Below are 23,908 nucleotides of genomic sequence, written 5' to 3'. Positions count from 1 at the left end.
CTTTCATGTCGTACCCCGAGATCCGGCCCCGCCGCCTGCGCCGCACCCCGGCGATCCGCCGGCTGGTGTCCGAGACCAGGGTCGACCCGGCCGAGCTGGTCGTGCCGATGTTCGTCAAGGAAGGGCTGACCGAGCCTCACGCAATCGGGTCGCTCCCGGGGGTGCTTCAGCACTCCCGGGACTCCCTGCGCAAGGCGGCCACCGAGGCGGTCCAGGCCGGCGTCGGCGGGATCATGCTCTTCGGGGTGCCGGAGCGGCGTGACCCGACCGGGTCCGGTGGCCTCGACCCGAACGGCATCCTGAACGTCGCCATCCGCGACGTGGTGTCCGAGGTGGGCGACAGCACTGTCGTGATGAGCGACCTGTGCCTGGACGAGTTCACCTCGCACGGGCACTGCGGCGTGCTCACCGCGGACGGTGAGGTGGACAACGACGCGACCCTGGCCGCGTACGCCGAGATGGCGGTTGCCCAGGCCGAAGCCGGGGTGCACATGGTCGGGCCGTCCGGGATGATGGACGGCCAGGTCGGCGTGGCCCGCCGGGCGCTCGACGCCGCCGGCCACCAGGATGTGGCGGTGCTGGCGTACGCCGCGAAGTACGCCTCGGCGTTCTACGGCCCGTTCCGGGAGGCGGTGGAGTCGGCGCTGGAGGGCGACCGGCGCACCTACCAGCAGGACCCGGCCAATCTGCGCGAGTCGCTGCGCGAGGTGGCGCTCGACGTCGCCGAGGGCGCCGACCTGGTGATGGTCAAGCCGGCGCTGCCGTACCTCGACGTGGTGTCGGCGGTGCGGGCCGCGGTGGACGTCCCGGTCGCCGCCTACCAGGTCTCCGGGGAGTACGCGATGGTCGAGGCAGCCGCCGCGAACGGCTGGATCGACCGGGAGCGGGTCATGCTGGAGACGCTCACCTCGATCAAGCGGGCCGGCGCGCAGATCATCCTCACCTACTGGGCGGTCGAAGCCGCCGGTCTGCTCCGCCAGCGCTACTGACCGGGTCCGGGGGTCCCGTCGGGGTGGCCACCTCGTCGGCGCCCGCGACGGCGGCCGGGAGCCTCCGGCTGGTCAGCCAGGCGAGCGCCAACAGCACGGCCGACACCGCAAGCGCGAGTTGGGTGGCCTGCGCCAGTTCCGGCGCGAGGTCGAGCCGGCTGGCCGGGCCGAGCCGGTTGGCTGCCGTGATGCCCCCGCCGCCCAGGGTCGGGGCGAGCCGGTCCGCCAGCCAGGACAGGGCGGCGGCGATCAGTGCCGTGCCGGCCGCGACCGAGGTGTGCGACACGGTGGTGAGCAGCGTGGAGCCGGACGGCAGGTCGTCGGGCGGAAGCGACCGGCTGGCCGCTGTCATCGTCGGCATCAGGGTCGCACCCATGCCCAGGCCGATGACCGCACCCAGCGTGGCCAGCAGCGGGTACGACGTGTCGGCGTCGAGCACCAGCACCCGGGCCACAGTGCCGGCCACTGCCATGGCGATGCCGAGCCCGACGACCCGCCGCGCCGAGACGCGATCGACGAGCCGGGTCGCGACCTGGAGCATCAGACCGGTGGTCAGCGCCTGCGGGATGCCGATCACCCCGGCCAGGGTGGCCGAGTCACCGCGTACCACCTGCACGTAGGCCGGGATGATCAGGAACGAGCCGAAGTATCCGGCGGCGAAGAACGCCACAGTCGCCGCGCCGGGGGTCATCCCCGGCGCGCGCAGCACGGCCAGGCGCAGCAGCGGCTGCCGTACCCGGCCGGCCCGCCAGGCGAAGGTGACCACCAGCATCGCGCCGAGCACGAGCGGCAGCAGCACGGACGCGGTGACGACCCCGCCCCGCTCGCCGGTGACGCTGAGCCCGTAGACCGCCAGTGCCAGACCGGGGCAGAGCAGCAGCAGCCCGAGGACGTCCAGCCGGACCGGTGCTCGTCGCGGGTCGGCGACCGGCAGTACCGATCGGCCGAGCACCATCGCCAACAGTCCCACCGGCAGGTTGATCCAGAAGATCCACCGCCAGGACGCGTGATCGAGCAGCAGCCCACCCAGCACCGGCCCGATCAGGGGCCCGACCAGCACAGGAAGGCCGAGCAGGCTCATCATCCGTCCGCGCCGCCCCGGCGGCACCGCGGCGAGCGCGACGGCCATCCCGACCGGGTTGAGCAGTCCGCCGCCGAGCCCCTGGAGCACCCGGAACGCGATGAGCGACCCGACGCTCCAGGCGGCACCGGCCAGCACGGAGCCGACGGTGAACAGCAGCAGCGCGGTCAGGTAGGTGCGGCGGGCGCCGAAGCGGCCGATCGCCCAGGCGGCGGTGGGCATCACGGCAACCAGGGCGAGCGCATATCCGCTGGTGACCCAGCCGATCGTGGTGAGGTCGGTGTCGAGGTCGTCGACCAGTCTCGGCAGGGCCACCACGGTGACCGTGGTATCGATCACCGCGAGCAGACCACCCAGGGTCAGGTACCAGCCGAGCCGTCGCGCGGACGCATCCATGTCGGCGGCTCAGGGCCGGACCTGGCGGGCGGCGCGCAACGCCTCGGCCCACCAGGCCAGCTCGCTCAGCGTGGCGTCGGCAGCCTGCCGCAGCGGCTCGTCGTCGACCAGCCGACCGGCGACGTCGAGTCGCTCCCAGGGAGCCCGGAGCACCACCCCGGAGCGGGTCGTGGCGGCCTGCACCTCGGCGAAGACCAGCCGGAGCTGCTCGACCGCGCGGATGCCGCCGGAGCCCGCGCCGTACGACACGAAGGCCACCGGCTTGCGGGCCCACTCCCGGTAGTGCCAGTCGATGGCGTTCTTCAGGGCGGCCGGGAAGCTGTGGTTGTACTCGGGTGTCACCACCACGAACGCGTCGGCGGAAGCCAACCGGGCACTGATCGGGCTGGCCGAATTGCCCCCGGGAGGGGTGTCGGCGAAGGGCAGCGCCACCTCGGCGAGGTCCACGAGGTCCAGGTCGAGGTCCGTACGGCGGCTCCCGTGGGCGACGAACCAGTCGGCGATCGAGCGGCCCACCCGAGGTTGCCGGACGCTCCCGACGAGCACGGCGACGGTCGGCGGTGCGGTGTCCTCTTGCGTAGTCATGCCTCGGACGCTAGGACTTGAACTAATGGTGAAGTCAAGGCGGCGGGGGAGTGGCGATGGGCACGTTGACGGTCGGCGAGGTGGCCCGCGACAGCGGGGTCAGCGGTTCCGCCGTGCGGTTCTACGAGCGGCAGGGCCTGATCACGGCTGCCCGCACCGGCGGCAACCAGCGGCGCTTCGACGCCGACGCGGCCTGCCGGATCAGGGTGGCGCGGGTGGCCCAGCGCGTCGGCCTGACCGTCAACGAGATCCGCGACCTGCTCGCGGCCCTGCCACCCGACCCCCAACTGGCCGACTGGGAGGGCCTGCACGATCGGCTGACCGCCGAGGCCGAGCGGCGCATCCGCGACCTGCACGCGGCACTGGACGACATCGGCTCCGGCCGCCGCCTCTGCGACCTCTGACCTCGACCGTCCGCAGTCCGCAGTCCGCAGTCCGCTGATCGTCGCCCGCGCGCAGTGACGATCAGGGCAGGTGCCCCGGCTGGTCAACCACGGCCATCCGGATGACGGCGGCGAGCAGCTCACCGGCACGGGCCCAAGCCCCAAGGCCCACGGCAAGGCCCACGGCCCACCGCCCACGGCAAGGCCCACGGCCCACCGCCCACGGCAAGGCCCACGGCCCACGGCCCCACGGCAAGGCCCACGGCCCACGGCCCACGGCAAGGCCCACGGCCCACGGCCCACGGCAAGGCCCACGGCCCACCTTGACGTCCTTTGCTCTGCTTCAGCGGAGGCAACACTGAGAGCCTCCCACTGTCGCCTCCGTTGAAGCAGAGCAAAGGATGCGTGCGGGGTGCGGCGAGTCCCTGAGCCGGCCAGCTTTCCACAGGGTTATCCACAGGGGTTGAGAGGCAGGCCTCGGCCGAGAATGGTTGTCGGATGGCCTCCGCACTCGTTCCTCCTTCGCCACCCGGCCCGACCGTCGGGCGGTTTCCCATCACCGGCCTGGTCCGGCGGGCCCGTCGGATGAAGGGGTTGGGGCAACGCCAGATGGCCCGCTTCGCCAAGGTCTCACCGTCGACCGTGGGCAAGGTCGAGGCCGGCAGCCTGATACCGAGTCTGGCGGTGCTGGAGCGCCTACTCGGCGCGGCCGGGCTCTATCTGGTGGTGGTTGACCAGGAGGGCCGGGTGATTCAACCGATGGTCGACCGCGACGACGTTCACGACGGCGCCGGACGCCGCTACCCCGCCCACCTCGATACGATCCTCGATCCTGAGCCGGGGGAGTGGTGGGGGGACATCTACGGCCTGGCACGGCCACCGGAGACCTACCACCGCAGCTCGGCGGACCGCGAGGCGCGACGCCGACGCAGCCAGTGGGAGGTGCGGGTCGCGCAGCATCGGCACCTGCCACCGCCCCCGATCATCGATGAATACTACTGACACCGCGAACGGCCCACCCTCCGGGGAAACCGGAGGGTGGGCCGTCAGTGCCGTCGTTCAGTCGTCGTTGGTGATCGTGCCGGTCGCCAGGGGGTCGGCCAGCCGCAGGCCGGGCACCCCGGCCACCAGCAGGGTCAACTTCTCGTCCGACTCGCGCCGCCGGTCACCCCGCACGGTGACCGGGAAAGCCACCGAGGTGTCACCGGCGGCCAGCACCTTGCAGCCGGCGTACGGCTCGAAGTCCGAGCCCGCCTGCGCCGTGAGGCCGACGGTCGCGGCGCAGAGCAGCACCGGCTGGGACAGCGGACGGGACACGGTCGCCGTGAAGGTGAGCTGACGGGTGCCCTGGTCGCCCTCGACCACCGACGTGTCGGCGACGGTCAACGACGCCCGGGACCGGAAACGGGCCACCTGCGGGTCGTGGTCGCTGGAGCCCCGTGACCCGTCACCAGTGAACTCCGCCGGCCAGTCGGCGTTGACGTGCGCGGCCCGCACCTGCACCAGGTCACCGTAGAGCGCGTCGTTGACGAACAGGTGGTCGAGCGTCTGCGCCTGCCCCTCGAAGCTGTACGAGTAGGCCGACGCGGGCACCTGCGCGACGAGGGTGTCCCACAGGTTGTGCAGGCCGGCCTCGTAGAGCGGGGCGAGCTGGTCCGACGGCGTCGGCTGCGCGGCGGTGGCGATGGGATCGTCCGGGCGGGGGAAGACGTTCAGGTCCCCGCCGTAGACCACCCGGGCGCTCCGATCGGACGCCTCGATCGCGGTGACGATCGCCGCGCCGTACGTCGCCTGCTCCCGCCGCTGCCCGATCCGGCCGTCCGGGCCGGAGGAGTAGTGGTTGCTCAGCGCGTACAGGGTGAACCGCTCGGCCGCACCGGGCGCCGCGGCGACCGTGAACTTGCCCAGCTGGGGTGCCCGGGTGAAGACGTTGTTGCCGTCCTTGCCGGTGGAGGTGTCCACATCGGCCGGCAGTACCGCGTTGAGGGCCTTCGGGTTCTGCACGTCGGCGTTGCCCGGCAGTCCGGGGGCCCGGTACTGGACGGTCGGTGCCGAGCCGAGCAGCGGGTCGTTCGCCGTCGCGGCCGCCAACGACAGCCGGTCCGTGCGGTACAGGAACGCGGCGGTGATACCGCGGGCGTCCGCGCCGGTCCGGTCATAGGTCGCGGCGTACGCCGGCCCGCCGGCCGCCGCCACCGCGAGCGCCAACTCCTGGATGCTGTCCGGAGCGCCGTCGGCGTTGTTGGTGTCGCCGCAGGCCAGCGTCGCACCGGAGACCGTGCAGATGTCCTGGTCCTCGGCCTCCTGCACCAGGATCAGATCCGGCGCGTGCAGATCGGAGACGATCTGGTCGGCGAGCGACGTCAGGTGCTCCCGGTAGTCCGCCTCGCTGCTCGGCACGTAGTCGAACGGCGGGCTGACGCCCGGGCAGCCGGAGTTGCCGGCGAAGTCGCAGCCGTCGAACGGGTCGTCGCGGTAGTCGTACAGGTTCTCCACGTTGTACGTGGCGACCGCTACCTCCTGGGAACGGTCGGCCGGCTTCGGCGGGTTGTTCTTCGACGGGTCGGCCCCGGCGTCGAACTCGGCCCGCTCGACCTGCACGCCGTACTTCTCGAACGAGTAGTAGACGCCGCCCACCGCGTCCGCGCGCAGGGTGTCGAAGGTGTGCGCCGGCGGGAGCAGCGCGGTGCTGTCCCCGGCGGTGCCCTTCACGCCCATGCTGCCGAGCAGCACGCGCTGACCGTTGCCGTCGTCGAAGCGGCGGCTCGGGTCGTTGTCCAGCGGGTGGGAGTCCCGGAAGACGCGTCGGGCGTACGGGTCGGCGCGGTCGAGCAGCGGGTCGTCCCGGTCGACGACCCACAGTTCCGCGTCCGCCGTGGACGAGAAGACATCGCGACCGCTCACCGCGCCGCTGCCCGCGCGTACGCGCAGCCGGGCGCCCTCGTGCCGCTCCCACCAGCGCTGCGCCTCGGTCAGCTCGACCGGCGGCACCGCGTCGGTCACCGCGACAGTCGTGTCCACGTCCAGGCCGGTGGCGATCCGGCGGACCAGCGACGCGCCCGAGAGCTGGGTGAGGTTGTAGTACTCCGACACGCGGGCCCGGAGCACCACCTCGTCGCCGACCGTCGGCACGTAGCCGCCGATCAGCGAGGTGAACGTGCCCATGAACACGAAGACGCCGTCGGAGCTCGTCGGGTCACCGTCGGTGTCACCGCTGCGGCTCTGCAGGAAGAACCCGTTCTGCTCCGCACCGGCCGCCGTCCGGGCGAGCGTCAACTGGGTGATCACGCCCCGGACGTCGTACATCGTGCTGCTGGTGCCGTTGCCGCTCGCCGGTGCGAGCGGCGACCGGTCGGCCGGGCCAGACTCGGCGTCGGTGGTCGGACCCTGCACCTCGCCGACGGTCAGCTCCCGGGTGACCTGCACGGCCAGCGCGCAGGTGGCGGTGCCACCGCCCGCGTCGGTAGTGGTCACGGTGACGGTGTACGCCCCGGCGGTGAGGTCGGCGCTCGCGCTGATCGTGGCGCGGGCGGTGCCGCCCACCTGATCGGCCGGGGTGAACGCGGTACGGGTGATCGAGCCGGAGGCGGGGCTCGGGCTGATCGCGGTCACCGCCAGGTCGACGATCGTGTCGTCGGGGTCGACGGCGGTCACCTCGCGGCTCGCGGCCGTCCCGGCGGCGGTGACCAGCGGCCCACCACAGGTCAGTGTGGCCGGCGCATCGACCGGGCCGCCGCCGTCCACGGTGTGCGAGCCGAGCCCGTCGAAGGTGTCGACGGGCAGACCGGTCCACTGCGCGGCCGGGTCGAACGCGTCCGACGGGTCGGTGTCGCCCGACGTCACCGTAGGCAGCCGGCGCAGCGTGTTGTCCGCCGTACTGGTCGCGCCCGTGCCCCACTCGGCGCCCGGGTCGACGCCCACCTGGCCGATCGAGTCGAGCACCGTGGCGCCCCGGCGCAGCACTATCGCGTCGTCGCCGTTGAACAGGCTCGCGCCGGTGGTCTGGTCGGCCTGGGCGAGGATGGCCGCCCCGGCCGAGGCGCTGGCGAACACGAACGCGTCCCCGGCGGCCACGGTCCCGGCCAGCGCGATGCTCGTCGGGGTGGTGGAGCCGTTGAAGTAGAGCTGGAGCTGGTAGCCGCCCGCGGTGAGGTCGACGGCGGCGCCGGTGCCGTTGAACAGCTCGATCGCCTTGTTGTTCGACGAGCCTTCGACGTACTCCGAGATGAACAGGTCGGTGGGCGCGGCGCTGGCCGCGGTGGGTGCGACGCCGAGAGCCGTGACGGTCACTGCGGCGGTGGCGATCGCGAGCGCGGCTGTCGTGCGGCGCGGGCGCATAGGGCCTCCACGATGGGTGGATGGGAGTCAACGCACGTTAAGGTGCGTAACCGTCCATCGTCCATCCCCCACCGGACAGTTTCGTGAATTCCTCAGCGCGGCGGGTCGATGCGGTGCACCAGCTCGGCGACGTCGACGCTGTATTCGCACCAGTCCCGGTCGGGCCGGTAGCCCAGCTCCGCGTTGACCTTGAGCATCGCCTCGTTGGCCTGGGCGTTCCAGGTCTGCACCTCGGCCAGCTCCGGCTCGGCGGAACGCAGCTCCAGCAGCATCCGCGCCTTGATCGCCCGGTCGATGCCGTAACCCCGGTGGTCCTGCGCGACGATCGTGTCGTACTGGTCGGCGCGGGTCGGGTGCTGCGCCGGCACCACGACCTCGGTCAGGCCGGCCACCTCACCACTCTGCTCGTGCCGGGCCAGGACGATGTACGGCTTCATGCCCCGCCGGTGCAGGGTGTCCAGGCTGTCCCGCAACCGCTCCGGGTCATACGAGCTGGGACGCAGCTCGCCGTCGTCGACGTCGCGCACCTCGGCCTTGGCCCGCGCGTACGACTCGATCAGGTCGTCCGGTGGCCCACCGGGGTAGAACTCCAGGTGGTAGCCCGCGCCGATCCCGGTGGCCATCTCGGCCAGCTCGGCCCAGTCCACCGAGGTCAGGTCGAGAACGCTGCGCGTCTCCACGTACTCCCGGGTGAAGCCGAGCGACTCGTAGAAGCCCACCGCCGGCGTGTCGCCGACCACCTCGACCCCGATCGACTGGAAACCCTCCTGGTAGACGCGGCGGGCGGCGCGCAGCACCAGCTCGCGGCCGAGGCCGTTGCGTCGGACGGAGGGATGCACCAGCACCTCGAGCACCCCGATGTCGCCGAGGAGCAGCACGTGGACCTGCCCGAGGACGGCGCCCGTCTCACCGGGAGCGGTCGGCTCGGCCTGAGCGAGCCAGGAGATCCGCCGCTCACCGGGCATCACCTCGCCGAGATACTCCCGCAGGGAGGTCTCCCGCCACGGCGGGTCCTGCGGCAGATCGGCCGCCAGCACCGCGTTCAGCGTTGTCAGCAGCGACGCGATCTCGGCGGACGACGCGGTCCTGGGGTCCCACTCGCGCACCATCACCCGTCTAGCTTGCCGCTAACGGCTGCTCGGGGGAAGTGTCCAGTTCTCCAATGTACGCGGACGATCACATCACGTGCGGCTGGCCCGTCCGTACCGGTCAGCGGTGTCGTAGACGGCCTTGGCGTACTGGCGCACGTCGTTGTACGACAGGATCGCGTTCCACCAGTCGCCCGGGATGCTGAGGTTGCGGCCGCCCTTGCACAGGTAGTTGCCGGCCGCCAGAGCGGCGTCATCCAGGTCGTGCGGGTCCTTGACGCCATCCTGGTCGGCGTCCGCGCCGATCTCCTGCCAGGTCGTCGGGATGAACTGCATCGGCCCGATCGCGCGGTCGAACGTGCTGTCCTTGTCGAGGACGCCGCGGTCGGTGTCGATGATCCGCATCCGGCCGCCGTTCCCGTCCAACGGCAGCCCGATGATCTGGGGCAGCGCCTTGCCGTCCGCCCCCAACCGCGCGCCGTTGGCCGAGCCGTGCCCGGACTCGACCTGGCCGATCGCGGCCAACGTCGTCCAGCTCAGCGCGCAGCTGCGGTTGGTCTGGGCGAGCATCACCTCGGCGTACCCGTACGCCTGCACCGCGGTCGCGGGAATGTTGACCTTGGCGGCGACCTGTTGCGCCCAGGCGGCCAGGGAGTCCGAGGGACGGCCGCCGGCCGTCGGACCGACGGCCGGCCCGGTCGGCATGCCGCCGCTGGGGAACGCTCCGGTGGGGAGCGGCGCGGTCGGCATCGGCCCGGTGGGCAGGGGACCGGTGGGCAGCGGGTCGAGGGGCACCGCCGGCGGCAGGGCCACGGTCGGCGCGGCCGTGACGTCGGCCACCGGTCGGGATCCCCGGATGGTCGCCGGGACGAGCAACGCCCCCGCCGCGGCGGTCGCGGCCACCAGGACCAGCAGGAAGACTCCCGGGACGGTAAGTCGTCCGCTGGGCCGGCGGGCCCAGGCGCGGGTCGCCCGGGCGGCGGTCACCGCGGCCTGACGTGGCGGTGGCACCCGTACGGCGTGCGCGAACGGCACCCGCCGCCGACGGCCACGTTCGGGCACCGGCACCACGGCGACACCGTCCACCTTGGTCGCCGTCACGTCGGTGGCTGTCGCGCCCGCCGCTGTCGCGGTGTCGACCTTCGCGCCGTCGGTCTTCGCGGTGTCGACCTTCGCGCCGTCGGTCTTCGCGGTGTCGACCTTCGCGCCGTCGGTCTTCGCGGTGTCGGTCTTCGCGTCGTCGGTCTTCGCGGTGTCGGTCTTCGCGCCGTCGACCTTCGCGCTCTCGGCCTCCGCGGTGTCCGCTCGCGGGTTGTCGGTCTTCGGGGCTCCGATGCTGTCGGCCTTCGCGGTGTCGCCCTCGGCGTCGTCGCGCGTCGGGCTCTCGGCCTTCGCGTCGTCGGCCTCCGCGCCGGCGCGGCCGGCTTCGGCGCTGCCGGCGGCGGCTGCGGTTGGGGCGTCGGGGTCGGTGGTGTCCGAAGAGGGCTTCGCGGGGGCGAGGTCGCCGGTGGCGGTGGCCCCCAACTGGTCACCGGTCGGGGTATCGACGTTCGGGGAAAGGGGTGCGTCGGTGGTCACGGACGTCGCGGGAGTCTTGGCCTTCGCGTCGGTCGTGCCGCCGCGAAGCCAGGGCCGGCGGGGGCGGGGCACGGCTGCGGGCGCCGGATCCGGTGCGGCGCCCGACTCGGCCAGCGGCCCGTCCAGCGGCGCGGCCGGCCGAAGCGGTTGCACACGCGTTTTGTCCTCGCCGTCCACCACCCGTCGAGTATCACTCATGTCCCCGGCGAGCGTCAGGCCCACGTACCCTGATCGCCATGCCCCGGTACGAGTTCCGCTGCCGCGCATGCGGCGACACTTTCGAGGTCAACCGTCCGATGGCGGAGGCCGGCGCCCCGGCCACCTGCCCGCAGGGTCATGCCGACACGGTCAAGCTGCTCTCGGCGGTGTCGGTCACCGGTCGGGGCGCTGGTGGCGCGCAAGCTCCCGCTGGTGGCGGTGGCTGTTGCGGTGGTGCCTGCGGCTGCTGAGCTGGCGTTCCGGTGGCCGGCCGGTGGCTGGCCTTGCCGGGAGCGGGTTCGAGTGGCACCTTGAGGCGGCACGTGCCCGGCCGTTCTCACGATGCGTGACCGCTCGGAGTCAGGCAGCATGAACCCGACGTCACGGGCGGAGGTTCCACGCATGTCGCCACGGATCCAGCTCCCGAGCGGTTGGGTGACCTTCGTGTTCACCGACATCGAGGGCTCGACCCGGCTGGCTCAACTGCTCGGCGCGGACTACCGCCCGGTGCTCGCCGAGCACCGCCGGTTGCTGCGCCGCACCCTGGCCGCCACCGGTGGCGCGGAGCTGCTGACCGAGGGCGACTCGTTCTTCCTGGCCTTCGACGACGCGGCGGCGGCGCTGACCGCCTGCCTGACCGCCCAGCGGGCGTTGGCGAGCCACGACTGGCCCACCGAGGAGGCCGCGCCCCGGGTGCGGATGGGCTTGCACACCGGTTACGCCGAGCCCCGCGACGGCGAGTACGCGAGCCCCGAGGTGCACCGGGCCGCCCGGGTGGCCGCCGCCGCGCACGGCGGTCAGGTGCTCTGTTCGGCGTCCACCGCCCGTCGGGCCGATCCGCTGCCCCCGGGCGCCACCCTGCTGGACCTGGGCCTGCACCGGTTGCGTGGCTTCGACGACCGGGAGCGGCTGTTCCAACTGGTCGCGCCCGGCCTGGAACGGCAGTTCCCCCGCCCCCGCACCGCCGACGCGGTGGCGCACAACCTGCCGACCCAGGTGACCTCGTTCGTCGGGCGGGAGGTTGAGCGGGCCGAGCTGGGCCGGTTGGTCGAGCGGCACCGACTGGTCACCGTGCTGGGCGCGGGTGGCGCGGGGAAGACCCGGCTCGCCGTGGAGTTGGCCGGTAGCGTCGTCGAGGCGTACCCGGACGGGGTCTGGTTCGTCGACATCGCCGCGGTGACCGACCCGGGGTTGGTGGCGTTCGCCATCGCCGCGGTGCTCGGGCTGCGGCCCGAGCCGGGCCGCCCGATGCTGGACACCCTCGTCGAGTACGCGGCCGCCCGCCGGATGCTTGTCGTGCTGGACACCTGCGACACACAACCGGCCGCCTGCGGCGAGGTCATCTCACGGCTGCTCTCCGGCGGGGGCGGGGTGCGGGTGGTGGCGACCAGCCGCGAGTCGTTCAGCCTGCCCGGCGAGGTGGTCTGGCGGATCCCGCCGCTCTCGGTCGATCCCCGTCCGGACGGCGTGGAGAGCGACGCGGTCGCGCTGCTGCTGGACCGTACGGCGGCGGCCCGTGGCGGTCGGCGGCCCGATCCGTCCGAGTCGGCCGACCTGCGGCGGGTGGTGCAGCGGCTGGACGGGCTGCCACTCGCCATCGAGTTGGCGGCCGCCCGGCTGCGGGTGCTCTCGGTGGGTCAGCTGGCCGAGCGGTTGGACGACGTCCTCGGCACGTTGGACGCCGGCCGGGAGGATCCGGATCCGCCGCCGGTGGAGCGGGGCTGGTCCGGCAACCAACAGGACACCGTGGACCTCGTGGCAGCGGCGATCGGGACACCGCCGCCCACCCCGGCGAGCAGGGCCGTGCAGCGTTCGGCCACCGAACGACATCTGACCATGCAGGCGACCGTCACCTGGTCGTACCGCACGTTGGGGCCCCGGGCCGCGCGGCTGTTGCGCTGGCTGGCGGTCTTCGCGGGGCCGGTGGATCTGCCGACGGTGGAGTGGCTGCTCGGCGACGACCCGCTGGATCCACTGTCGGTGCTGGTCGACAAGTCGATGGTGTTGGCCGAGCCGCGCGCCGCCGGCAGTTCGTACCGGATGCTCGACCCGATTCGGGCGTACGCGGCGCGACGGCTGGCCGAGGCGGGTGAGGAGCAGGCTGCCCGGGACCGGCACGTGGCCTGGTCGGCGCACGCGCTGGAGCGGGCCCACCTGGGGCCGGACGGCCGGCCGGTGACGTTGTCGCTCTACACCCTCGACCCGCTGGCCGACGAGCTGCGGTCCGCGTTGCGCTGGTGTGCCACCGGCGGCAGCGCCCGTGCCGGTCTCCGCCTGGCCGGTGGACTGGACCAGTGGTGGCGCGAGCGCGGGCTGGCCCGGGAGGGCCGGCTCTGGCTTTTCCGGCTGTACGGACGGATCGCCGAGACCGGCGAGCGGATCCCGGAAGCGGAGCTGGCGGCGGCGTACCACATGCATTCCCTGCACGCCGGCGCCGACGGCGAGTTCGCGGAGGAGCTGCGCTACTCGCAGCGGGCGGAGGCGGCCGCCCGGCAGGCCGGCGACGCCGGGCTGCTGGCCCGGGTGCTCGCCGGCCGGGCCGCGCCGTTGGTGGACATGGGCCAGTTCTTCGAGGCCGAGCGGGTCTGTCGGGAGGTCATCGACTGGGCCCACGGGCAGGACGTGGTCGGCGAGGCGCTGTTCGCCGTGTTCAGCCTGGCCGAGCTGCTGTGGCGGCGCGGCGCGCTGGAGGAGGCGGCGGAGCTGCTGGGAGCGGCGCGTCCGGTGGAGGCCGCCCGGCCGGTCGAGCGGGGCCGGCGTTCGGTGGACATGCTGCTCGGGATGGTCGCGCTGGCCCGGGGCGACGTGATCGCCGCGCACGAGCACCTGCTGGTGGCGTTGCGCTCACGGATGGGGCACGGCTACCACGGCCGGGCCTGCGACACGCTCAACGCGATCGCGGTGCGTTGCGCTCTCGGTGGCGACCGGTTGACGGCCGCCCGGCTGTTCGGGGCGGCCCAGGCCACCCGGGCGAGCATGCGAGCGACACCGGGCATCTACGGCGGCTACTGGGCCGACCAGCAGGCGGAGCTGCGGGCGATGGCGGGCGACGCGGCGTTCGACGACGCGTACGGGGAGGGCGCCGAGATGGGCCTGGACGAGGCCGTGGCGCTGGCGCTGGACGTGGAACACCCGGACCTGGCGGCGGATTCGACCCGCTTCAGCACCGACCTGTCCCAACACGCGCCGGCCCCGCACCCGGCGGACCCCAACCGCCACCATCCGGCAACCCGAACGGAACGCGCCTGACCTCCCACCGTTGACCATGAAGTTGTTGCCGCGACACGCCGGGCGGACGGGCAACAACTTCATGATCAACGCGACGGGTGGGGTGGGGTTAGCGGGTTGCGGCCTTGGCCTCGGCTTGGGCCTTAATGCGGGCGGCTCGGTCGATGTCGGCCTGCTGGACGGCTGCCACCGAGCCGAAGATGTGCACCGCCTGGTAGTACGTCCAGGCCAGGCTGTAGCAGGCCGGGCGGACGACAGTGTTGTACGTGACGCAGACCCGCTTCAGGTCCGCGTAGAAGGCGTTGTCCAGGCGGGACTTGTTGGTGGAGAACTGGCCGACCGCCTTGTAGTTGCGGTAGCCGAAGTCGTGCCGGTAGCAGCTCAGGTTGAAGGTGAACCCGAGCGGGTTGTCCGGGCTGGACGAGCAGTAGTCGGTGGACCAGTCGAAGTTGTACTCGGTCCAGGGGGCCCGGTTGACGCGGGCGCTGTTCCAGGAGTTGTAGCTGGACGCGCTGGTCTGGGTCCAGCTCGACAGCACGGACAGTCGCTCCGCGGGGGTGACGGCGGCGGCGGGGGAGGCGACGGCGAGGGTGGCGAGCAGCGCGAGCGCGCCCGAGGCGAACAGGGTGGCGAGACGTCGGGGCACGGTTTACCTCCGCGGGGTGAGCGGTGGGACGGAAGTTACCGGCGGGTTACCGGATGTCGATGAGTGTCGATCAGCTGATCAACTGGGCGGTATGTGCGCCGCCAACTATTGGTGACATGCGTTCAAACAGACGAATGCCCCGGGTGCGCGAGGCACCCGGGGCATTCCGCGGAACGGGTCAGTGCAGCAGGAACGCCGGCGGGCTGGCCGGGCTCTCGTTGGCGGTACGGTCCAGCGCCGTCACCCGGTAGGTGTACCGGTGGCCGGGCTCGGCCGTCGTGTCCACCCAGGACTGGACGCCGCCGGGGGTGGCCCGGACGGTGTCGACGAGGTGCGTGGCGTCCGCCGTGGCGCACCGCCCGGGCAGGGTGGTGCCGTCGAAGCGGTAGATCGCGTACGACGTGGCCGTGCCCAGCGGGCCCACGCCGTCGGCGGGCTGGCGCCAGGTCAGCCGCACCCCGTCGGCTTCCCGGGCGACCCTGGTGACCACCGGGAGGAGCAACGGCTTCGCCGGCAGGTGTGGCATGGCCGGCACGAGGGCCGGGCGGGAGTAGTGCTCGGCCGCGTAGATGTCGGTGGCGCCGAGCCGGTTGGCCCGCACCTGGACGGCCGAGAAGTGCACGTTGCCCTGCACCTCGGGGTACGACCGGTTGAGCGTGAGGTGGTCGGACAGCTCACGCGGGTTCTGCCAGTACGGCCCGTACGCCGGATCGCCGCTCTTGTAGTCGGCCTGGCCGATGTAGAGCTGGACCCGGGTGCCGCGCACGGTCTCGGCCCACCACGGGACCAGCCGCGCGTAGTCGGCTGCCGGGTACTGGCCGATGTACCAGTAGAGCTGCGGCACCACGTAGTCGATCCACTCCTGCTTGACCCACTTGCGGGTGTCGGCGGAGATGATGTCGTACGACTGGCTGCCGGTGGTGTCCGAGCCGAGCGGGTCGGCGCTGGCGTTGCGCCAGATGCCGAACGGGCTGACGCCGAACTTCACCCACGGCTTCGCCGCCTTGATCTTGCCGTTCATCTCCTGGATCAGCAGGTTGATGTTGTCCCGCCGCCAGTCCGCCCGGTCCGTGAAGCCCCGGTTGTACGCCGCGAAGGTGGCATCGTCGGGCACCTGGTAGGTGCCGCTGGGGTAGGGGTAGAAGTAGTCGTCGAAGTGCACGCCGTCGATGTCGTACCGCTTGACCGCGTCCATCATCGCGGTCTGAACGAACTCGCGGACCTCGGGGATGCCGGGGTTGTAGTAGAGCCGGCTGCCGGCCACGCCGGCCGGCGGGTAGGCGAAGGTCCAGTCCGGGTGCTGCCGGGCCGGGTGGCCGGGCGCGAGCTGGCTGAGGTCGGCGCCGGCGCCGCCGGGGGCCGGCATGGAGACGCGGTACGGGTTGAACCAGGCGTGGAACTCCAGGTTGCGCTTGTGCGACTCGGCAACCAGGAAGGCCAGTGGGTCCCAGCCCGGGTCCTGGCCGCGTACGCCGGTCAGGTACTCCGACCACGGCTCGTACGGCGAGGGCCAGAGCGCGTCGGCGGTCGGTCGGACCTGCACGACTACGGCGTTGTGGTTCAGCCGTTCGGCGAGGTCGAGCAGTTCCCGGTATTCGGCCTGCTGGGCGGCGACCCGGTCCGGGCTGGTCTGGGACGCCTTGCTGGGCCAGTCGATGTTGACCACCGACGAGATCCACATCGCCCGGAACTGTCGCTTGGGGGTGGCCGGGTTGGTGACGCAGGTCGGGGTGGTGGGGGTGGTGGTGGCGTTCGCGGGGGTGGCGGCGGCGAGTGAGCCGAGCAGAACCGCGGCCAGACCGGCGGCTGCGAGTCGGGTTGCTTTCATGCGGTATGTCCCTTCATTGGGGCTCCCGTGCACTGTGGGTGCGGCAAGATTCGCCGCTGCCTATCTGCGTACAGAAGGAAATTTTCACAATCGCGTCGCCACCGCAAGTATTCGTGGTTGACCATTCCTCCGGCTGGGTAGCACGGCGGTCACCGGCCGCTGCGGTGGTGGCCGCGCGGTGGGGAGGGGTGAGCGCATGTCCGTGCTGCGAACCAAACCAATCAAGGACGTCATAGCCCAGGGCGACGCCGACGGCAGCGACGGCCAGCTCGGGCTCAAGCGGCGGCTCGGCGCTGTCGACCTCACCGGCTTCGGCATCGGCATCGTGATCGGCACGGGCATCTTCACGCTCACCGGGATCGAGGCCCGCGACAGCGCCGGTCCGGGCGTGGTGATCTCCTTCGCCATCGCCGGCGTGGTCGCCCTGCTCGCCGCCCTCTGCTACGCCGAGCTGGCCTCCAGCGTGCCGACCGCCGGCAGCGCCTACACCTACGCGTACGCCACGATGGGCGAGATCGTCGCCTGGATCATCGGGTGGGACCTGCTGCTGGAGTTCGCGCTCGGCGCGGCGGTGGTGGCCCGCGGCTGGTCCGGCTACCTCGCCGAGCTGCTCGACCTGCCGACCCGGTGGTTCGGTGAGGAGGGCAGCATTGTCAACATCGGCGCGATCGCCATCGTGCTGATCCTCGGCGTCGTGGCGATCGTCGGCATCCGGGAGTCCGCCCGGGTCACCAACCTGCTGGTGCTGGTCAAGGTGGCGATCTGCGTGTTCGTGGTGGTCGCCGGCCTGTTCTTCGTCAAGGCGGCCAACCTCAGCCCGTTCATCCCGCCGGCCGAGCCCGCCGGCAGCGGTGACGACGGCATCAAGCAGCCTGTCACGCAGGCGCTCTTCGGGTTGGAGCCGTCGGTCTTCGGCTTCGTCGGGGTGCTCAGCGCCGCCGCGGTGGTCTTCTTCGCGTACACCGGCTTCGAGGCCGTCGCCAACCTGGGCGAGGAGACGCGCAAGCCCAAGCGGGACCTCACCCTGGGCCTGCTCGGCACGCTGCTGATCTCCACAGTGCTCTACATCGGCGTCTCGCTTGTGGTCGTCGGGATGGTGCCCTATACCGAGATCGACCGGGGTGCCCCGATCGCCTCGGCGTTCGAGTCGGTGGGTGCCGGCTGGGCGGCGACGCTCGTCTCCATCGCCGCGGTCGCCGGCCTGACCAGCGTCATCCTGGTCGACCTGGTGGCGATGGGCCGGATCGGCTTCGCCATCGCCCGGGACGGCCTGATCCCGCCCTCGATCGCGGCAGTGCACCCGCGCTGGGGCACCCCGTACCGGATCTCGGCGATCATGACGGTGGCGGTCGCGTTGCTGGCCGGCTTCCTGCCGCTGTCCGCGCTTGCCGACCTGGTCAGCATCGGCGCGCTCTGCGCGTTCGTGCTGGTCTCGATCGCGGTGCCGATCCTGCGCCGCAAGCGCCCCGACCTGGAGCGGCCGTTCCGGGTGCCGTTCTCCCCGGTGCTGCCGGTCGTCTCGGCGCTGGCCTGCTTCTACCTGATGCTTAACCTGTCGGTGGAGACGTGGCTGCGGTTCCTGGCCTGGATGCTGCTCGGCGGCATCATCTACTTCGGCTACGGCTACCGCCGCAACCGGCTGGCCCAGCACGAACCGGCGGTCGCCCCGACGCCACGCGAACCGAGCGCCTGACCGATGTGCGGAGGGGCCGAGCGCCCCTCCGCACTCGTCAGCTCAGGGGCGGGTCTGCGGCGTGGCCGTCGGACCCTTGACGACAGGCTTGCCGTCGACCCAGGTCACCTCGTCGAGCCACACCTGACGGCCGGGGTCGGTGCTGCCCTCCTGGCCCGGAGGCCAGGCGTGGTACAGCAGCCAGGTGCGGCCGTCCTTGACCACCATCGATGCGTGGCCCGGGCCGGAGGCGGCCTCGTTGCTCTTCAGGATCGGGTTCTCGGCTGCCTTCACGCACGGGCCGGTCGGGCCCTCGCAGACCGCGTAGCCCTCGGCGTACTCGGCCCGGTCGTAGGCGTTGGCGGCGAAGAACAGGAGCAGCCGACCGTCCTGGCGGTGGAAGAACGGCCCCTCGATCAGGGTGCCCTCCCACGGCTCGGTCTGCTTGAGCAGCTTCGTCGGCTCACCGACGAGGGCCAGGCCGTCGTCGGCGAGGCGCTGCGACCAGATCCAGGTGTCCACCCCGATCGCGTTGCCGTCGTTCTTCCACAGCAGCCAGAGACTGCCGTCGGTGTCCCGGTACGGGCTGGCGTCGATCGCCCCGCCCAGGTCGGCCTGGCAGATCAGTGGGCCTTTCGCGTCGTCGGCGTACGGCCCCTGCGGCGCGCTGGCCACCGCCCGCCCGACGCACTGCCGGCCGGACTCCCGCCCGGCGACCGTGTAGTAGAGCAGGAACCGGTCCGGTGCCAGCTGGATCGCCTCCGGCGCCCAGGTCTTGCCGGGGTCCGCCCAGTCCGGCAGCGTCGGCAGGGCGTCCTCCGCCTCGGTCCAGTCGACCAGGTTCGACGAGGTGCGCACCGGGACGTTGTGGCCCTGCGAGTTGGTGTGGAACAGGTACCAGGTGTCGCCCACCTGGATCGCCTGCGGGTCCGGGGCGTCGGTGCTGACGACCGGGTTGGTGAACATCCTCGGGCCACTCCCGTTGCTCGTGTAGGTGGTCTCGTCGCCGTCGGAACAGCCCGTGACGAGCAGCGCGGCGGCGAGAGTGATCGCCGCCGCGCCACGTCGCCGGGTGGTCGAGCGCGTCATCCCTTGAGGCCGCTACGGGAGACGCCCTGGATGATGTGCCGCTGCGCGAGCACGAAGAGGATCAGCACCGGCAGGCTGGCCAGCACCGCGCCCGCCATGATCACCGGGTAGTCGGTGACGTACGAGCCCTGGAGCAGGCCCAGGCCCGGCGGGAGCGTCAACTTCTCCGGGCTGAACAGCACGAAGATCGGCCACAGGAAGTCGTTCCAGTTGGTCAGGAACGACAGCACGGCCAGGGTGGCCAGCGCCGGCTTGGACAGCGGCAGCACCACCTTGACGAAGATCTGCCACTGGTTGGCGCCGTCGAGGGTAGCGGCCTCCTCCAGCTCGTTCGGCAGCGAGAGGAAGAACTGCCGCAGGAAGAACACCCCGAACGCGCTGGCCGCGCCGGGCACCACCACCACGGCGAGGGTGTCGATCCAGTTGAGCTGGTCGACGATCAGGAAGTTCGGGATGATCAGCGAGGTCGGCGGGATGAACAGCGTCCCGACGATCAGCGCGAAGGTCACCCCGCGTCCACGGAACCGCAGCCGGGCCAGGGAGTACGCGGCCATCGAGGCCGTCACCAGCACCAGCAGCGAGTGCAGCGTGGCCGCCACCATGCTGTTGAGGAACCAGCGCAGCACCGGGTTCGCCGAGTTGTTGATGATCTGCTCGTAGCCGTACCCGGCGAGGGGGTCCGGCAGCCAGCTCGGCGGGATCTGCTGGGCGGCGGTGTAGGTCTTCAGCGAGGTGATGACCATCCACACCAGCGGGGTCAGGAAGATCAGGGTAAGCGCGACCAGGGTGGCGTAGAAGACGACCCGGCGCAGCCCGGGGGCGGAGCCGTTGGTGGTCGGCGTGGGCGTCGTCATGGCGGTCCCCTCAGTCTTCCCGGTAGCGGAAGAGGCGGAAGTTGGCGATGCTCACGACTGCCAGCAGCAGGGCGAACACGATGCTCATCGCGGCGGCGCGACCGGCGTCGTTGTCCCGCAGGCCCTCCTCGACGATGAACCACACCACCGTGCGGGTCTCCGTGCCCGGCGCTCCCTGGGTGATCAGGAACGACTGGCCGAACATGTTCGCCGAGGCGAGCACCGTCGTGGTGATCACGAAGAGCAGCACCGGCCGCAGTCCGGGCAGTGTCACGTTGCGGAACCGCTGCCACGCGTTGGCACCGTCCATCCGGGCCGCCTCGTACAGCTCCGGCGAGATGTCCTGCAGACCGGCCAGGTAGATCACCGCGTTGAAGCCGGAGGTCCACCAGACGGTCACCCCGACCAGCGAGATCCACGCCCACGGCATGTTGGTCACCCACGGGGTGTCCGACGGCAGGCCGACGACTCCGAGGAGCCGGTTGACCAGGCCCAGGTTGGCGTCGAGCAGGAATCGCCAGAGCAGGCCGATCACCGCCACGCCCAGCACGTACGGGGCGAAGTAGATCGCCCGGAAGAAGGTGCGGCCCGGGAAGGAGCGGTTCAACAGCAGAGCCAACCCCAGCGGTACGACCACCAGCAGCGGCACCGACAGCACCGTGAAGATCGCGGTGGCCCGGACGCTCTCCCACCAGTCGCCGTAGACGGCGGAGTCGCTGGAGAACAGCTCCGTGTAGTTGTCCAACCCGACGAAGGGTCGGTTGGGCAGCTGGAAGTCCCACTGGTGCACGCTCAGCCAGAGGCCGAGGATGATCGGCAGCAGGCCGAAGACCCCGAACAGGACCAGGTACGGGGCGAGGAACAGGTATGGCGTCGCCCGTCCGGTCCGGCCCGCCGAGGCGCCCCGGCGGACTGCGTTGGCCGCCGGGGGCGGCGCGTCACCGCGCGCCGCCCCGACCTCGATCACGTCCGCCACGGGTTATCAGCTCCCGTACTTCTTGCGGTTGTCCTCGAGCTGCTTGTTGGCCTTGGACACGCCGTCGTCGAGCGCCTGCTTGGGCGACTTCTTGCCCAGCGCGGCCTCGTTGAACGAGTTGTAGAAGGTCGTCATGACCTCGCCCAGGCCCGGTGCCGCCGGCGGGAAGGCCGCGTACTCCAGCTCGGGGGCGAGCGACGAGATCTCCGGCAGCGCCTTGAACTCGGCGCCCTCACGGACCTCCTTGCGGGCCGGGATCTGCCCGCCCTTGGCCCAGTCCAGCGAGTGCTGGCTCAGCCAGTTGATGAAGACCTTCGCCCCGGAGACCTTGTTGGCGTCGTTGGCCCGCTGCTTGACGATGGTGAAGTTGTGCGAGTTGGCCCAGGCGGACGGCTTGCTGCCGATCTGGGGGAGCGGGGCGACACCCCACTGGACCTCGGGGCTCTTCTTGAGGTCGTTGATCTGCCAGATGCCGTTCCAGGTGAAGGCGTTCTTGCCGCTCTTGAACGCCAGGTAGTCGGCGTCCTGTCCGACGTTGGCCGGCGAGTAGCCCTGCTTGATCATGTCGACCAGCCAGGTGCACGCCTCGACCGCCGGGTCGGTGTTGAACGTCGCCTTGGCGACCTCGGCGTCGAAGAGGGTGGCGCCCCACTGGTTGAGCAGGGAGTAGAACGTCATGCCGCCGGTGAACTGGAACGGGCTGACCCAGAAGCCCTGCACTCCGGCCTTCTTCAGCTCGGCCAGGGCAGCCGTGTAGTCGTCCTTCGTCGCCGGCGGCTTGTTCGGGTCGAGGCCGGCCTTCTGCATGACGGCCTTGTTGTAGTAGAAGCCCAGCGGGTGCATGTCCAGTGGGATGCCGTACCGCTTGTTGTTGTAGATCCCGCCCTTCCAGACGGTCGGGGCGAAGTCGCCCTCGGAGAGTTCCAGGTTCTTGGCCACGTCGTCCAGCTCGGTGATCACGCCACGAGCGGCGAAGGTGGCGAGCTGGTCCATGTGCATGACCGCGATGTCCGGACCGTTGCCGCTGGAGGCCGCACCCGGGAGCTTGTTGTAGTAGTCCTCCCACTGGTACGTGGCCACCGACACCGCGATGTTCTTGTGCTCGGTGTTGAACTGGTTGACCAGCGCCTTGAAGATGTCGCCGTCGCCGCCGGTGAACCCGTTCCACAGCTTCAGGTCGACCTTCGGGCCGGTGTACTCCTTGCCGCCGTTACCGGCGGCCGGCCCGGAGGTGCTGTCGCCGCCGCCGCAGCCGGCGAGGGTCAGCGAGGCCGCGGCACCGATTCCGAGACCGAGGCCGAGCAGGCGTCGCCGGCTCATGTCGTTCTGGATCATGCTGTATCTCTCCTTGGAGGGGGACGGGATGAATTGTGCCTGCTCAGAACCGGTACGACATCAGACGCCGGTCGGGCCGAAGCGCAGCACGCTCCACGACACGGCGGGCAGACGCACAGTGCACCGGCCGCCGTCGGGGGTGGGGGTGGGCAGTTCCCGCGGCGTCACCCGGTCGGGCTCGGCCTCGGTGTTCGTCGCCGACGGGTCGGACCCGGCGGCGATGCTCTGGAAGGAGTAACCGGACAGTCCTGGCAGGCCGCGCAGGTCGATGTCCACTGCGAGGTCCGTCGTGTCACGGTTCGTCGCGAAGACGGTCAGCTCGCCGGTCTCCTCGTCGTGCACGGCGACCGTGTCGAGCACCGGCACGTCCCCGTACTTCTTCGTGTCGTAGCGCGGCGACACCGGCTCGGTGCGCAGCACGGTGCCCCGGGCGTACCGGGCGGTCAGCGCGAACGGGTGGAAGATGCTCTGCCGCCAGGCGGGGCCGCCGTTGCGGGTGCGGATCGGCGCGATCACGTTGGCCAACTGGGCCTGGGCGGCGACCCCGACCCGGTCGGCGTGCCGGAGCAGGGTGATCAGCAGGTCACCGACCACCACCGCGTCCGCCGCCGTGAAGTCGTCCTCGATCAGCGCGGGCGCCTCGACCCAGCCACGCCGGTCCAGGTCGGCCTGGAGGCGGGACTCGTACCAGACGTTCCACTCGTCGAACGAGATCTTCAGCTTGCGCTTCTGCCGCTGCCTGGCGGCCACGTGGTCGGCGGTCGCCACGACCTCGGTGATGAAGTTGTCCATGTCGACGGCCGACGCCAGGATGCTCGCCTGGTCGCCGTCGGACGGGTCGTAGTAGGTGTGCGCCGAGATGTAGTCGACGTGCTCGTAGGTGTGCTCCAGCACTGTCGCCTCCCACGCGGCGAACGTGGGCATCCGCCGGTTGGAGCTGCCGCAGGCGACCAGGCTGATCGACGGGTCGATCATCTTCATCGCGCGGGCCGCCTCGGCGGCCAGCCGCCCGTACTCGTCGGCGGTCTTGTGGCCGACCTGCCACGGGCCGTCCATCTCGTTGCCCAGGCACCACAACCGCACGCCGTACGGGTCCTCCGCGCCGTGCTTGCGCCGCAGGTCGGAGAGCTCGGTCCCGCCCGGGTGGTTCGCGTACTCCAGCAGGTCGAGCGCCTCCTGGACACCCCGGGTGCCCAGGTTGACAGCCATCATCGGCTCGACACCTGCCTCGGCGGCCCAGGTCATGAACTCGTCAAGCCCGAACGCGTTGGTCTCGATCGTCTTCCACGCCAGGTCGAGCCGGCGCGGCCGGTCACCGACCGGGCCGATGCCGTCCTCCCACCGGTAGCCGGAGACGAAGTTGCCGCCCGGGTAGCGGACCACCGAGACGCCCAGCTCGCGGGTCAGGTCCAGCACGTCGCGCCGCAGGCCGCGGGAGTCGGCGTTGGGGTGGCCGGGCTCGTAGATGCCGCCGTAGACGCACCGCCCCATGTGCTCGACGAACGAGCCGAAGAGACGTCGGTCGGCCGGCCCGATCGAGAAGGCCGGGTCGATCGTCAGCTGCGCGGTCCGCAAGGGGATGCCACCTTTCCTCAGTGCCGGAACCGGGTGACCGCAGTCACCGCCCACCCGGCGTCCCTCGTT

Annotated in this window: 17 protein-coding genes and 1 pseudogene; 6 read left to right on the top strand and 12 right to left on the bottom strand. The window is 71.5% G+C overall.

The features are described 5' to 3' along the window. Positions 1–5: 5 nt before the first annotated feature. Entirely contained in the window at positions 6–989 is a 984-nt protein-coding gene (gene hemB / locus ACLQ27_RS10260) for a porphobilinogen synthase (RefSeq protein WP_425866481.1), read from the top strand. On the opposite strand, the gene ACLQ27_RS10255 is transcribed toward hemB, so the two are convergent. Both ACLQ27_RS10255 and ACLQ27_RS10250 read right to left on the bottom strand, forming a co-directional pair. Further along, on the bottom strand, positions 940–2,466 hold the full coding sequence (locus tag ACLQ27_RS10255; protein WP_425866479.1) for a DHA2 family efflux MFS transporter permease subunit: 1,527 nt from the start codon (positions 2,464–2,466) through the stop codon (positions 940–942). The two genes, hemB and ACLQ27_RS10255, sit on opposite strands and share 50 nt — an antisense overlap. A gap of 9 nt (positions 2,467–2,475) precedes the next feature. Next, entirely contained in the window at positions 2,476–3,051 is a 576-nt protein-coding gene (locus tag ACLQ27_RS10250) for an NADPH-dependent FMN reductase (protein ID WP_425866477.1), read from the bottom strand. 56 nt (positions 3,052–3,107) lie between these two features. On the opposite strand from ACLQ27_RS10250, the gene ACLQ27_RS10245 reads away from it, so the two are divergent. Together ACLQ27_RS10245 and ACLQ27_RS10240 are read left to right on the top strand one after the other, a co-directional pair. After that, on the top strand, positions 3,108–3,455 hold the full coding sequence (locus tag ACLQ27_RS10245; protein ID WP_425866475.1) for a MerR family transcriptional regulator: 348 nt from the start codon (positions 3,108–3,110) through the stop codon (positions 3,453–3,455). 477 nt (positions 3,456–3,932) lie between these two features. Continuing rightward, positions 3,933–4,436, top strand: coding sequence for a helix-turn-helix domain-containing protein (locus tag ACLQ27_RS10240; protein WP_234582383.1), 504 nt, complete (start codon positions 3,933–3,935; stop codon positions 4,434–4,436). A 57-nt stretch (positions 4,437–4,493) separates the two neighbouring features. Here ACLQ27_RS10240 and ACLQ27_RS10235 read toward each other — a convergent pair whose 3' ends face one another. The 3 genes and pseudogenes from ACLQ27_RS10235 to ACLQ27_RS10225 all read right to left on the bottom strand — a co-directional run bounded on the left by ACLQ27_RS10235 (position 4,494) and on the right by ACLQ27_RS10225 (position 10,392). Further along, complete coding sequence (locus ACLQ27_RS10235) at positions 4,494–7,772, bottom strand: lamin tail domain-containing protein (RefSeq protein WP_425866473.1); 3,279 nt, start codon at positions 7,770–7,772, stop codon at positions 4,494–4,496. A 92-nt stretch (positions 7,773–7,864) separates the two neighbouring features. Continuing rightward, positions 7,865–8,881: a GNAT family N-acetyltransferase gene (locus ACLQ27_RS10230; protein WP_357494966.1), complete on the bottom strand. Its 1,017-nt coding sequence runs from the start codon at positions 8,879–8,881 to the stop codon at positions 7,865–7,867. Between the two features lie 72 nt (positions 8,882–8,953). Further along, positions 8,954–10,392, bottom strand: a pseudogene (locus tag ACLQ27_RS10225) (lytic transglycosylase domain-containing protein). 282 nt (positions 10,393–10,674) lie between these two features. Here ACLQ27_RS10225 and ACLQ27_RS10220 point away from each other — a divergent pair. Together ACLQ27_RS10220 and ACLQ27_RS10215 are read left to right on the top strand one after the other, a co-directional pair. Beyond that, positions 10,675–10,887: an FmdB family zinc ribbon protein gene (locus tag ACLQ27_RS10220; protein WP_234582386.1), complete on the top strand. Its 213-nt coding sequence runs from the start codon at positions 10,675–10,677 to the stop codon at positions 10,885–10,887. Positions 10,888–11,038: 151 nt separating this feature from the next. Then, positions 11,039–13,885, top strand: a complete 2,847-nt coding sequence (locus ACLQ27_RS10215; protein ID WP_357494655.1) for an ATP-binding protein — start codon at positions 11,039–11,041, stop codon at positions 13,883–13,885. 88 nt (positions 13,886–13,973) lie between these two features. Here ACLQ27_RS10215 and ACLQ27_RS10210 read toward each other — a convergent pair whose 3' ends face one another. Both ACLQ27_RS10210 and ACLQ27_RS10205 read right to left on the bottom strand, forming a co-directional pair. Further along, the gene (locus ACLQ27_RS10210; RefSeq protein WP_425866470.1) at positions 13,974–14,510 is read right to left on the bottom strand and encodes a phospholipase; all 537 of its coding nucleotides are present in this window, start codon (positions 14,508–14,510) and stop codon (positions 13,974–13,976) included. Positions 14,511–14,688: 178 nt separating this feature from the next. Further along, positions 14,689–16,338, bottom strand: a complete 1,650-nt coding sequence (locus ACLQ27_RS10205; RefSeq protein ID WP_357575994.1) for a glycoside hydrolase family 10 protein — start codon at positions 16,336–16,338, stop codon at positions 14,689–14,691. A gap of 196 nt (positions 16,339–16,534) precedes the next feature. On the opposite strand from ACLQ27_RS10205, the gene ACLQ27_RS10200 reads away from it, so the two are divergent. Continuing rightward, on the top strand, positions 16,535–18,031 hold the full coding sequence (locus tag ACLQ27_RS10200) for an amino acid permease (RefSeq protein WP_357494649.1): 1,497 nt from the start codon (positions 16,535–16,537) through the stop codon (positions 18,029–18,031). Positions 18,032–18,073: 42 nt separating this feature from the next. Here the strand turns inward: ACLQ27_RS10200 and ACLQ27_RS10195 are convergent, their stop codons facing one another. The 5 genes from ACLQ27_RS10195 to ACLQ27_RS10175 are packed head-to-tail and all read right to left on the bottom strand — an operon-like array spanning position 18,074 to position 23,839. After that, positions 18,074–19,099: a glycoside hydrolase family 43 protein gene (locus ACLQ27_RS10195; protein ID WP_425866468.1), complete on the bottom strand. Its 1,026-nt coding sequence runs from the start codon at positions 19,097–19,099 to the stop codon at positions 18,074–18,076. Then, positions 19,096–19,953, bottom strand: coding sequence for a carbohydrate ABC transporter permease (locus ACLQ27_RS10190; RefSeq protein WP_425866466.1), 858 nt, complete (start codon positions 19,951–19,953; stop codon positions 19,096–19,098). Before ACLQ27_RS10190 ends, ACLQ27_RS10195 begins: the two co-directional genes overlap by 4 nt. A gap of 10 nt (positions 19,954–19,963) precedes the next feature. Then, positions 19,964–20,929 (bottom strand): carbohydrate ABC transporter permease, encoded by a 966-nt coding sequence (locus tag ACLQ27_RS10185; protein WP_357494643.1) that lies wholly within the window; start codon positions 20,927–20,929, stop codon positions 19,964–19,966. 6 nt (positions 20,930–20,935) lie between these two features. After that, entirely contained in the window at positions 20,936–22,264 is a 1,329-nt protein-coding gene (locus tag ACLQ27_RS10180; protein ID WP_357494641.1) for an ABC transporter substrate-binding protein, read from the bottom strand. Positions 22,265–22,324: 60 nt separating this feature from the next. Then, a complete protein-coding gene (locus tag ACLQ27_RS10175) occupies positions 22,325–23,839 on the bottom strand; it encodes an alpha-N-arabinofuranosidase (RefSeq protein WP_425866463.1) in 1,515 nt (504 codons plus the stop codon). Positions 23,840–23,908 lie beyond the last annotated feature (69 nt).

The organism is Micromonospora sp. DT63 (genome assembly GCF_049841615.1).
Taxonomy (GTDB): domain Bacteria; phylum Actinomycetota; class Actinomycetes; order Mycobacteriales; family Micromonosporaceae; genus Micromonospora.
The sequence above is the reverse complement of the archived record's forward strand: the minus strand, read 5'-3'. Positions and strand labels throughout refer to the sequence as shown.